At 65.8% G+C, this 9,763-nt stretch carries 14 protein-coding genes and 2 pseudogenes; 9 read left to right on the top strand and 7 right to left on the bottom strand.

The genetic code is table 11. The features are described from left to right. Nucleotides 1-135 (top strand): annotated as a pseudogene (locus tag VFX99_RS03275) (VOC family protein); the annotation flags it as partial. Here VFX99_RS03275 and VFX99_RS03270 read toward each other — a convergent pair. Then, a complete protein-coding gene (locus tag VFX99_RS03270; protein WP_329664885.1) occupies nt 122-562 on the bottom strand; it encodes a YkvA family protein in 441 nt (146 codons plus the stop codon). The pseudogene VFX99_RS03275 and the gene VFX99_RS03270 overlap by 14 nt on opposite strands. 109 nt (nt 563-671) lie before the next feature. On the opposite strand from VFX99_RS03270, the gene VFX99_RS03265 reads away from it, so the two are divergent. After that, nucleotides 672-1,721, top strand: coding sequence for a DMT family transporter (locus VFX99_RS03265; protein ID WP_329664884.1), 1,050 nt, complete (start codon nt 672-674; stop codon nt 1,719-1,721). A 41-nt stretch (nt 1,722-1,762) separates the two neighbouring features. Here the strand turns inward: VFX99_RS03265 and VFX99_RS03260 are convergent, their stop codons facing one another. The 3 genes from VFX99_RS03260 to VFX99_RS03250 form a co-directional block, all read right to left on the bottom strand. Beyond that, the gene (locus VFX99_RS03260) at nt 1,763-2,212 is read right to left on the bottom strand and encodes a CHRD domain-containing protein (RefSeq protein ID WP_329664883.1); all 450 of its coding nucleotides are present in this window, start codon (nt 2,210-2,212) and stop codon (nt 1,763-1,765) included. Between the two features lie 292 nt (nt 2,213-2,504). After that, nucleotides 2,505-3,086 (bottom strand): DapH/DapD/GlmU-related protein, encoded by a 582-nt coding sequence (locus VFX99_RS03255; RefSeq protein ID WP_329664882.1) that lies wholly within the window; start codon nt 3,084-3,086, stop codon nt 2,505-2,507. Between the two features lie 31 nt (nt 3,087-3,117). Beyond that, on the bottom strand, nt 3,118-3,417 hold the full coding sequence (locus VFX99_RS03250) for a hypothetical protein (protein ID WP_329664881.1): 300 nt from the start codon (nt 3,415-3,417) through the stop codon (nt 3,118-3,120). Between the two features lie 246 nt (nt 3,418-3,663). On the opposite strand from VFX99_RS03250, the gene VFX99_RS03245 reads away from it, so the two are divergent. The 3 genes from VFX99_RS03245 (at nt 3,664) to VFX99_RS03235 (ending at nt 5,666) form a co-directional block, all read left to right on the top strand. Then, nucleotides 3,664-4,398 carry a GAF and ANTAR domain-containing protein gene (locus VFX99_RS03245; RefSeq protein WP_329664880.1) on the top strand — a complete coding sequence of 245 codons (735 nt, stop codon included), beginning with the start codon at nt 3,664-3,666 and terminating at the stop codon, nt 4,396-4,398. Next, nucleotides 4,388-5,128: a GAF and ANTAR domain-containing protein gene (locus VFX99_RS03240; RefSeq protein WP_329664879.1), complete on the top strand. Its 741-nt coding sequence runs from the start codon at nt 4,388-4,390 to the stop codon at nt 5,126-5,128. Before VFX99_RS03245 ends, VFX99_RS03240 begins: the two co-directional genes overlap by 11 nt. 187 nt (nt 5,129-5,315) lie before the next feature. Then, nucleotides 5,316-5,666, top strand: coding sequence for a hypothetical protein (locus VFX99_RS03235; protein WP_329664878.1), 351 nt, complete (start codon nt 5,316-5,318; stop codon nt 5,664-5,666). Nucleotides 5,667-5,701: 35 nt separating this feature from the next. On the opposite strand, the gene VFX99_RS03230 is transcribed toward VFX99_RS03235, so the two are convergent. Continuing rightward, the gene (locus tag VFX99_RS03230; RefSeq protein ID WP_329664877.1) at nt 5,702-5,968 is read right to left on the bottom strand and encodes a hypothetical protein; all 267 of its coding nucleotides are present in this window, start codon (nt 5,966-5,968) and stop codon (nt 5,702-5,704) included. Between the two features lie 130 nt (nt 5,969-6,098). Here VFX99_RS03230 and VFX99_RS03225 point away from each other — a divergent pair, with 130 nt between their 5' ends. Further along, complete coding sequence (locus VFX99_RS03225; protein WP_329664876.1) at nt 6,099-6,413, top strand: ATP-dependent DNA ligase; 315 nt, start codon at nt 6,099-6,101, stop codon at nt 6,411-6,413. Between the two features lie 115 nt (nt 6,414-6,528). Next, nucleotides 6,529-7,227, top strand: a complete 699-nt coding sequence (locus tag VFX99_RS03220; protein WP_329664875.1) for a GAF and ANTAR domain-containing protein — start codon at nt 6,529-6,531, stop codon at nt 7,225-7,227. Between the two features lie 309 nt (nt 7,228-7,536). On the opposite strand, the gene VFX99_RS03215 is transcribed toward VFX99_RS03220, so the two are convergent. Then, nucleotides 7,537-8,199 carry a helix-turn-helix domain-containing protein gene (locus VFX99_RS03215; RefSeq protein ID WP_329664874.1) on the bottom strand — a complete coding sequence of 221 codons (663 nt, stop codon included), beginning with the start codon at nt 8,197-8,199 and terminating at the stop codon, nt 7,537-7,539. An 80-nt stretch (nt 8,200-8,279) separates the two neighbouring features. On the opposite strand from VFX99_RS03215, the gene VFX99_RS03210 reads away from it, so the two are divergent. Then, the gene (locus tag VFX99_RS03210) at nt 8,280-8,573 is read left to right on the top strand and encodes a hypothetical protein (RefSeq protein WP_329664873.1); all 294 of its coding nucleotides are present in this window, start codon (nt 8,280-8,282) and stop codon (nt 8,571-8,573) included. A gap of 202 nt (nt 8,574-8,775) precedes the next feature. Here the strand turns inward: VFX99_RS03210 and VFX99_RS03205 are convergent, their stop codons facing one another. Beyond that, nucleotides 8,776-9,423 carry a TMEM175 family protein gene (locus VFX99_RS03205; protein WP_329664872.1) on the bottom strand — a complete coding sequence of 216 codons (648 nt, stop codon included), beginning with the start codon at nt 9,421-9,423 and terminating at the stop codon, nt 8,776-8,778. A gap of 155 nt (nt 9,424-9,578) precedes the next feature. Here VFX99_RS03205 and VFX99_RS03200 point away from each other — a divergent pair. Further along, nucleotides 9,579-9,763 (top strand): annotated as a pseudogene (locus tag VFX99_RS03200) (hypothetical protein); the annotation flags it as partial.

The raw sequence follows: 9,763 nt of genomic DNA, 5'->3' as shown, positions 1-9,763 counted from the left end.
CTCGAGATCGCCGCGAAGCACGGCTGCCGACCTCTGCGCGGGGTGGCGACTTACGAGGACGTGTACAAGCTCACCTATCTGCGCGGTCCCAGCGGCATCCTCGTGATGTTCGCCGAGGACCTCAGGAAGAGCTGACGCTCGCCGTCGGCGGGGCGTGACCGGTGAGGACGAGGAGGGTCTGCAGGCCCTCGGGAGTCCCGGGCCATTGACGTTCGATCGCATCGACACCGGCGTGACGGATCGCGATTCGAAGCACGAGCGCGACGACGATCGCGTCGTCGGCAAAGCCGAGGATCGGGATGAAGTCAGGCACGAGATCGATGGGGAGCAGCAGGTACGCGAGCAGCCCCACCAGCCACCACCGGGTTGGGCGGGAGACCGTGCGATCCGCGACCAGCCGTCTCAGCAGCCGGATGACATCCGGAACGAGCCGCAGAATCGCTCGCCAGTCCATCGCTGACCCGGCTCGTCTCTGCTGGACCCAGAGGATGACGACCAACGCCAACCAGAGCAGCACGAAACCGGCGAGCACGCCCAGCGCGACGATCCACCAGTCGGCCATCGGTCCTCCTCCTTCGCCGTTCGCAAGATCGGGTCTCAACAGTCTGCGCTGTGTTCGGCGGTGCGTCGATGCCGACGGGACCGAGCCGGTCCGGTGCGACACTGGATGCATGGTCCGGCAAGCCCTGTCTAACCGTGGCGTGCAGGCCGCACTCCTGGCTGCGCTGCTGTTCGGGGCGGGTACGCCGCTCGCAAAGCTCCTGCTGGGCGGTGACGTGAGCCCCTGGCTGTTGGCCGGCTTGCTCTACTGCGGTTCCGGCATCGGGTTGGGCATCCTGCGCCTGATCCGCCGCGCACCGCGCGTGCGACTCAAGCGCGGCGAGTATCTGCCGCTCGCCGGGGCCATTCTCAGCGGCGGCATGATCGCGCCCGTCCTCCTGATGCTCGGACTCTCCGACATGCCCGCCTCCGGGGCCTCCCTTCTGCTGAACGCGGAAGGCGTCTTCACAGCGCTGCTGGCCTGGTTCGTCTTCCGGGAGAACTTGGACCGTCGCATCGCACTGGGCATGATCGCGATCGTCGCCGGTGCGGTGCTGCTCAGCATCCCGAACGGCGCGGAACTGGGCAGCCCGTGGCCGGCGCTGGCGGTGCTGGGTGCCTGCTTCTTCTGGGGCCTGGACAACAACCTCACGCGCAAGATCGCGCTCAACGACGCGACCTGGCTGGCCGCGGTGAAGGGCCTCGTCGCCGGACCCGTGAATCTGACCCTCGCGTTCGCGCTCGGGGCCACCCTGCCGGGCGCGGGCAGCATCGCCGCCGCGCTGGCCGTCGGGTTCTTCGCCTACGGCGTCAGCCTCGCGCTCTTCATCGTCGGAATGCGCCATGTCGGAACGGCCCGCGCCGGCGCCTACTTCTCCGTCGCCCCGTTCTTCGGCGCACTGCTGGCGATCCTGCTCGGCGAGGCCGTCACCTGGCAGCTCCTCATCGCGGGTCTCCTCATGGCACTCGGCGTCTGGCTGCACCTGACCGAACACCACGGCCACGAACACACCCACGAACCCGTCGTGCACGACCACTGGCACACGCACGACGAACACCATCAGCACGAGCACTCCGAGCGCGTCCCAGCCGGCACGCGCCACAAGCACGAGCACTCACACGAGCGCCTCACTCACTCACACGAGCACTACCCCGACGCCCATCACCGCCACACGCATTGAGCGCAAGCCGCGCCGGCCGGCGATCCTCGCCCGCCGGCGATTCAGTCGAGCTGTCCGCGTACCGCGCCCCCGGGGTACTCGGCGTTGTGGACGTTGACGTAGTAGTTGCCGGGATCAGCATCGAGCGCTGCAGCGAGCTGGTCGTTGTCCACGCAGCCGGAGGAGTATCCGTTCGTAGGGGCCTCAAGGCCCTGAACGACGGGACCCGCGGTGTTCTCGTCGCCGACGTGGATGTGCGCCGCCGTTGCCGGCTCGATCCGTGCGACGAAGATGTTGTAGCAGATGGTTCCGTCGTGCGTGTTCCATCTGACGAATGCGAAGCCGCGCCCGTCCGGGTCACCGGGGCCGGGGACTTCGTCTTCGCCACTGAGATGAGTGAAGGAGAATGGGGTGAGGCTCGCCGGCGTGGCAGCGGACGCCGCGGCCGGTACCGCGAACGCTCCTACCAGTACGCCGAGGGCTGCTATTGCTGCCAGGGATCGATTGCGCATGTCCGTCCCTTCGATCGTTCGGACTTCGAGGTTGGTTTTCGACCCGCTCGCCCATCGAGTGGGTCTCGCTTCTTCAGCGGCTCGGCCAGATCCTCGGCGCATGCGATGGGTCTGCCTCGCACGTGAATTTTCTCACCGGCGGCACGCCTGCGCACCCCCTGTCGTGCAGAGCCCAGAAGGGATTCGCCCGAACTGTCCGAAAGAGGATGCCTCAGCGAGGCGGAGGGAACGCAGTTGTTGGCGATCGTCCCGTCGAGGCGCTGAGTGCTCCGATCGTAATTTCGCAGAAACTCTAGTGGCCGTGTGCAGAAGTCACGGTTCGGACCGCGCGAGCGGGGGAGCCGACGACGACGGTATCGGTGGGGACGTCCTTGGTGACGACGGATGCCGCGGCGATCACGGCGTTGTCGCCGATGATCACGCCGGGGAGAACGGTGACGTTCGCTCCGATCCACACGTTGCGGCCGATGACGATCGGGGCGGGGTGGAGGTCGGCGCGTCTGGCGGGGTCGAGGTCGTGGTTCAGGGTGGCGAGGACGGTGTTGTGCCCGATGAGGCAGTCGTCGCCGATGAAGACGCCGCCCTGGTCCTGGAATTTGCAGCCGGCGTTGATGAAGATGCGTTTTCCGAGGGCGATGTTCTTGCCGAAGTCGGCGTAGAACGGGGGGAAGACGGTGACCGACTCATCGACGGGTTTGCCGATCAGTTCCGCCACCAGCTCGCGGACCCGGGCGGGGGAGTGGTAGCTGCCGTTCAGTTCCCCGGTGACCCGGAGCGCGTCCTGGCTGGTCTCGTGCATCACGCGATGCAGTGGAGAGTCGCCGGTGATCGTGCTCCCCGCATTGAGTGCGTCCAGCAGATCGGTGAGATTCATGGGTGCGTCCGTTCGTCCTACTGGACCCGGCCTAGTCGTGATCTGAATCCAGACGGCGTGTGTGCAGCAGTTCCGTCTTGTCGATGAGTGCGAAGCTCGCCTCGGCGTCGATGAGTTCCTGCACTTCTCCGTAGGTGAAGGTCACGATCGTGTCGATGCGCCAGCCCACACGTATCTGGGCCCGTTGGGTGGTTCCGTCGGCGCCGATGAACGGAATCTCGACGATGTCCAGCAGCTCCGCTCGCGCCAGTTCAAGACTGTAGGTCATCACCGCATCGGCGATCTCCGTGCCCGTGAAGAAGGACCCGCCGGCGACATGAATGGTCTTCATCCCAAACCCCTCGATCGAGCGCGCGACTCTGCGCCGAGGTCTGGGGCGATGACACCAGGTTAACCCATCCTGGGACTCCTCGCCCGGCCGGCGCCGGCCTCGCGGGGCCGCGAGCTGATCGGATCCGGTCGACTGTCAGGTGCGTTGCGAAGGTCGTCGCGGTAGATTGGAAGTGCGACGCCTGGACCCCGCGATCCGTCGGCGGGGCGCGCGCCCTGCTCCTTCTAGACACAGGGTGTCAGCGCGATGGTGAAGCTGGGCAGCGGTTCTGAAACGGCCGGTCCTCCGCGTTCGGGCGCGTTGCACGCCGGCTTCCTGGCACATCTGCCGGTTGACGGTGCATCGGTGTCAGTGGTCACCATCACCGGCAACCACTCCACGGTGTCCTCCAGCGACGCCGTGGCCACCAAGCTCGAGCAGCTGCAATACGACCTCGGGGAAGGGCCCCACTGGTCGGCGCTGAAGTCGCGGAAACCCGTTCTGGTGCCCGACGTCCGATCGGCCGATCACGCTGGATGGCCCATGTTCGGGCATGCCGTGACGGAGACCGAGGCACGGGCGGTGTTTTCGTTTCCGCTGCACATCGGGGCGGTGACGGTGGGGGTAGTGGACCTGCACCGCCTGTCCCCGGGCGAGTTGTCCGAGCGCGAGGTGACGCGGGCGATGACCCTCGCCAGTGCTATCGCCGTCCAGGCAGCGCAATTCGCCACTGCGGACGCCGACAGTGACGGACCAGACGACTCGGCGTTGGTGGCCGGAACTCGTCGGGTCGTCCTTCAGGCAACCGGCATGGTCCTGGCGCAGCTGGACACGTCCGCAACGGAAGCGTTCGCCCGGCTCCGCGGCCACGCCTACGCCACCGGCCGCAGCGTCGATGACGTGGCGCGCGACGTCGTGACCCGAGTGATGGACTTCAGCGAACCGGCCTCTGGAAGGCCTGCAAACAACTCACAGGACGGAGAGGGCACGGATGATGGCTGAACAATCGCGGGATGCGCGGCTGAGCGCCGCTTTCGTCAAGGTCGCCGACACGCTGGTCGCTGACTACGACGTGGTCGACCTGATGGACACCCTGGTGCGTGAGTGCACCGTGTTGGTGGATTCCGATGCGGGAGGGTTGTTGATCGCGGACACGGCTGGGATGCTGCAGCTGATCGCCTCGACCAATGAGGAGGTCGAGTTCGTCGAGATCAATCAGCTGAACGCCGGGGAAGGACCCTGCGTTGAATCGTTCACCACCGGTAAGAGCGTGACGATCGCTGACATCGATGCCGAGGACCGGTGGCCCGCGTTCCGGAACGCGGCCATCGAGCAAGGCTTCCGATCGATGCACGCGTTTCCGATGCGACTGCGAGGACAGACCATCGGCGCGATGGGACTGTTCAGCATGACCACAGGGCGGCTCAGCGAATCGGATGCAGCCGTCGCCCAAGCCTTGGCGGATGTCGCCACCATCGGCATCCTCCACGAACGCGCCTCTCGCGACTCTGCGATGCTCGCCGACCAGTTGCAGCAGGCACTGAACAGCCGAGTGTTCATCGAGCAAGCCAAAGGCGTCATCGCGGCGCAAACCGGTGCCGACATGAACACCGCTTTCGTCATCCTCCGGGACTATGCCCGCAGAAACGGGCTGAAACTCAGCGCCGTCGCTGAGGAGGTCACCGAACGCACCCTCACCCTGCCCGCGGCGGCTCGAATCATCGCTCGATAACTGCAGGTCGGCCACAGCGATGCAGCTCGAGTGGGGGGTTCTGTGATTGAACGCCTCACAGAGCCTGCTCGTGCGGTCGATGACTCCGGAGCGTTGGTGAATCGGCGATCGGGAGGTATCTTCAAACCAGGTTGCCCCGGACCCGGTACTCCGCACACACATGGCGCGAATTCAACCGGGAGATCGCATGGGCACTTTGGAGTACGTCGCTGCTCAATACATCGCCGAGATCGACGACCGCACCCTCGCGCACCTGCAGATCGTCATCTGCAACAAACTGCGCCGAGACGAGCGATTCACCCTGAGGCTTGAACCGGGGGACGGGACGAGCGGTCCCGTGACCGTCATGTGGCTGACTTCCGCTCTCCCACTGCTGTTCACGTATTCTCGTCCGACGCGCCATGACATCAACGGTGCATGGTTGCAGCTTCTCGCCGATGCGGCGACCAGCAACGCCGGGCTGTGGGTCGTCCCGGAGCCCGAACTGCGCGCGCCGACGTCTGAGCAAACGGCCAGGCCCGAGCGGATGCGCGCGTAGTGCGGACCCGCTGCTCCACAGCGAGCGGCCTGCGGCTACACCCACCACCCGGGGTCGACATCATCCGCGTACTCTCCTGTGGCCATCGTCGGCGAGGGCTCCGCAGCGATGTGCTCAATCCGGACTGGTGTGGTGGCAGTCACCAGGACTTCTGTGTATCCGACACCTGCGCGAGCCAATGCCACGTACGCACCGCCCGCCTGAACAGCATCCAGGATCTCTTGCCTCAGAGCGTCGATGCCGTGTTCACCCGGCACGAAGTACCTCTCGCCATCGATGACGACGTAATGGCTGAAAATCATGAGCACCCGTCCATCTGATCGTGACGCTACGCCTGGCCCCGGGGCCTTCGGGACGGTTGCCAAGCACGAATCAGCGTGCTAGGTGGTCGCGCCCGGTGCAGGAATCCGCTCCGCTGTTTAGGCTCTGATCGTGGGCCTATTCCTGTACGGCGTGACAGGCAGCGTGGAGATCGACGACCGCACCCTGGCTCACCTGCGCCTTGTGATCATGCACAAACTCCGACGGTCCGAGCCGTTCATGCTCGACGTTGATGCGGTGGACGGGGGCGGGCATCTCAGTTTCTGGATCCACCCTGCGGTGTCGATGCAATTTCGCTTCTTCGGGAAACGTCACCCCCACATCAACCGCGCGTGGGTCGACGACCTGGTCCTGGCAGCGAGCCGGCCCCAACCGCTCACGGTGACGCCGGAACCGCCAGAGCCAAGCCGTTCGGGCGACGAGTAACCCACAACAATTGCGGCCGGTAGTGCTGGTCGAGGTGGGGTTCAGGGAGGATCATGGGTTGTGCAGGGTCAGTACCGCGAGGTAGGGAGGCGGACCTGTGACCAGCGAACCGGGAGTGCCCGCAGATCTGCCTGCCGTGTTCGGGCACATGGCGGAGGCGCTTGAGCCCCGATACGACCTGATCGACACGATGGACCTGATCGTGCAGTCCGCCGGGGCGTTCACGGCTGCCGTGGACGCGGGCATCGTGCTGGCGGACTCTGCCGGCGTGTTGCACCTGCTCGCCTCCACCAGTGAGCGAACCAGTGATGTGGAGGATGTGCAGGTGGAAACGCTGCAGGGCCCCTGCATGGACAGCTACCGGTTCGGGCAGACGGTAGAGACTCCAAGACTGAGCGCGGTCCGGGGGCGATGGCCGCGGTTCGTGCAGGTCGCCGAGCAGCGCGGCTTCAGGGCAGGCCACGCTGTGCCCATTACGCTGCGTGGGCGGCACTTGGGCGCGCTGAATTTGTTCTTGGATCGCCCGAGCGTTCTGACCGATTCCGACTCCGCCGTGGCTCAACTCCTCGCTCAGGTCGCGACGACCGGAATCGTGCAGCGTCGCGTGTTGCAGCGGCACGCGCAGCCCGGTGGACAGTTTCAGCGGGCGCTAGCCGGTCGGATCCTCATCGAGCAGGCCAAGGGAGCGTTGGCATATCAGCGCGATGTGTCCATCGATGAGGCGTTCACGCTGCTCCGGGCATACGCCCGCCGCACCGGAGCGCGGATACGTGATGTCGCGGAACAGGTCGTGAACCGGCGCGCGACGATCTGAGCCGCAGGCATCAACCGCGCCCGAGCTGATTTCACGGCGGTTTCGGTCACCCGAAAAGTGGCGCAGCAGCATCCTTCTGCCTTTGAATGCACGGCGTATGGCGCTCACCTGTGCCACGGGCGGTCAAAGGTGAGCCACCAATGCGTAGCTGGCTCTGCCAGTTGTCACGGTCTGCAGCAACCGGCTCGGAGCGTCGGCCGAAATCGATGGCTCGGCGCGCCAAGGATCCCCAGAGATCCGTGTCGGAGAGCCCTGGGCTCCTTTCGGTATCCGGCTCCGAACGAGGCTCCGGGAGGCGGGCTGTCGGTCTCATTCCGCAGCCCCAGGGGTGGCGAGTAGCTGGGAGCAGAGGACGTCACCCATCCAGCGCTCGTACTCTTCGCCGGTCCAGCCACGCGCGGAGACGAGAAGGTGCCACACGTCGGGGTGGTTCAGGGTCCAGAGGATGTCGGTCGCGCGTGCGACGTCGAGTGATGCAGCAAGGGATCCGGTGGCGTTGAGTTGCTCGACGATGGCACGCTGCACGTCGAGGAGTTTCACCTCGATGCTCGCCCAAAGTGACGCGATGTCGGGGTCGGCGGATGCCGCGGCGCGGATCACCTGCAGCAGAGCGCCGGAGCGTGACTTGACCCGACGTGCCTGTGCCGCGACAAGGCGGAGCTTGCGCTCCGGAACAGGTTCCTCGACGAGGGCGCGGAACCATGCTCGCTCGAGGACGGGAATACCGGCTTCGTCGCCGCCGAGGCGCGCGTCCCACAGCGCGTGCACCACAGTTGCCTTGGTTTCGAAGTAGACGTAGATCGTCTTCAGAGCAACGCCCGCTTCTTCGGCGATCGCCGGAACAGACGTGGCGGAATAACCCTGCCGCTCGAACAGCCGCTGGGCAGAATCGAGGATCGCCCGACGGGTCGCCTCCGCCTGCGCGCGGCGATGCGGCGAGTCGTAGCGACGGTTCTTGACCCCGGGTTCCATGCAAGCTACATTACCCGTGTAATGGTTACCTGGTACGGATAATGAATACCTGTGCCGCGTGTCGAAGAAAGAGATGTGTCATGGCAACGCTGAGAGTCGAGCTTGAAGTCCGCGACTACGACATGTGGAGGGATGCTTTCGAGAGAGATGCCGGTGGCCGGGAGCGCTCCGGCGCGCGCGGTTACCGGATCTTCCGGCCCGTGGACGACGAGCGCGCGGTGATGCTGGACATCGACTTCGACTCGGTTACGGATGCCGGCGCGTTCCTTGAAACCCTTCGCACCAAAGTCTGGCCCTCACCCGAGAAGGCTCCAGCCAAACTCGGCGAACCGAGGACACATATCCTGGAGATGGCCGACTCTCGCAAATATTGAGGCAGATGCCTCAGGCAGCCGTTTCAGAGCGGACTTCGACTCACGGGTGACCTCGTCGGGCATCTCATCGGCTGAGCCGACGCCGCGCCAGCTCAGGGATCGCTCACGGGATGCCCTGACGCGACGCGAGCCTCGGGGATTGGTCGCACGGTTCCGGCGGCGCAGCTTCGCCTACCGGACGCAGCAGATCCCCGGCTATTCGTCAGGGTGGGCTACTTGGCCGCGGCGACTCCTCCGAGGGTCCGCTGGGTTGCATCCGCCACACCAGCAGCGCTTCAAGTGGCAGCAGCGCCACCCACAGCAGCGGCGTCCATGACACGACCAGGAACGCCAGCGGGATGCTGAGCGCGAAGCCGCACGCGTCGAGCACGCCGCGGGCAACCTCCAGCCGGTGGGATGCCTCCGAGGCGCTCGGGCGGAGCAGGTGACGGCGTGCGGCATGAAGCTCAAGCGCCACGAACATCACATTCACCGCGCTGAGGACCACCGCGTACAGCACATAGGAGAGCGGCTCATGCGCGTAACCGCCGAGCACTTGGTGGGGGAGCGGGATGAGCGCGACGAAGCCAAGGAGCACGAGGTTGCGCCACTGGACGCCGGCGTCGATGCGCTGTAGTCGGGAGAAGACGCGCCGGTGCCCGATCCAGGCGCTGGCCGCGACGGCGAAGCTGAGCGCCATGATCGCGACTCGCGGAACCAGCTCGCCGATAGCGGTTGTGAACTGATCTGACGGGAGCCCCAGCGGAACGACGATGCTGACTACCAGCAGCGTCATTGCAAGACCGAACACGGCATCGCTCAGTGAGAGGACTCGGCCGAACTCCAGTGGATCCTCGTCGCGATCGATCACTCGCCCACCCCCCCCACCTTCCACCCTCACGCGGCCGCCGCGATAGACGGGTCGTGTGCCCGGGTACGGACCGCCAATTGAAGAACGTTTTTGCGCGTCATCCTCGCGCCGGGACACCCCTTTCCCCGCCTGGTGCCCGGGCGGATAATCAGGGCATGGATGCCCCGGGGGGGTCGGTCGAGCTCGAAGACGCAGAGTTGGAACGCCTGCGGCGACGCGCGTACGGACCGGATGCCGACATCGCGGGGGATGCCGCGGCTCAGGCTCGGCTCTCCGAACTGGAGGCCGCCCAACGCCGACAGGCGACTCCCGTCGGCGGTGCCGCCACAACGGTTCCTGC

Origin of the sequence: Microbacterium sp., assembly GCF_036277215.1 — a bacterium.
Lineage (GTDB): Bacteria > Actinomycetota > Actinomycetes > Actinomycetales > Microbacteriaceae > Microbacterium.
The sequence above is the reverse complement of the archived record's forward strand: the minus strand, read 5'-3'. Positions and strand labels throughout refer to the sequence as shown.

Excerpts from the sequence above, each read along its gene's own strand:
- VFX99_RS03230 (WP_329664877.1), bottom strand. The coding sequence starts at position 5,968 with ATGATTTTCAGCCATTACGTCGTCATCGATGGCGAGAGGTACTTCGTG.
- VFX99_RS03210 (WP_329664873.1), top strand. The coding sequence starts at position 8,280 with ATGGCAACGCTGAGAGTCGAGCTTGAAGTCCGCGACTACGACATGTGG.
- VFX99_RS03240 (WP_329664879.1), top strand. The coding sequence starts at position 4,388 with ATGATGGCTGAACAATCGCGGGATGCGCGGCTGAGCGCCGCTTTCGTC.
- VFX99_RS03235 (WP_329664878.1), top strand. The coding sequence starts at position 5,316 with ATGGGCACTTTGGAGTACGTCGCTGCTCAATACATCGCCGAGATCGAC.
- VFX99_RS03265 (WP_329664884.1), top strand. The coding sequence starts at position 672 with ATGGTCCGGCAAGCCCTGTCTAACCGTGGCGTGCAGGCCGCACTCCTG.
- VFX99_RS03245 (WP_329664880.1), top strand. The coding sequence starts at position 3,664 with ATGGTGAAGCTGGGCAGCGGTTCTGAAACGGCCGGTCCTCCGCGTTCG.
- VFX99_RS03260 (WP_329664883.1), bottom strand. The coding sequence starts at position 2,212 with ATGCGCAATCGATCCCTGGCAGCAATAGCAGCCCTCGGCGTACTGGTA.
- VFX99_RS03270 (WP_329664885.1), bottom strand. The coding sequence starts at position 562 with ATGGCCGACTGGTGGATCGTCGCGCTGGGCGTGCTCGCCGGTTTCGTG.
- VFX99_RS03215 (WP_329664874.1), bottom strand. The coding sequence starts at position 8,199 with ATGGAACCCGGGGTCAAGAACCGTCGCTACGACTCGCCGCATCGCCGC.
- VFX99_RS03255 (WP_329664882.1), bottom strand. The coding sequence starts at position 3,086 with ATGAATCTCACCGATCTGCTGGACGCACTCAATGCGGGGAGCACGATC.
- VFX99_RS03250 (WP_329664881.1), bottom strand. The coding sequence starts at position 3,417 with ATGAAGACCATTCATGTCGCCGGCGGGTCCTTCTTCACGGGCACGGAG.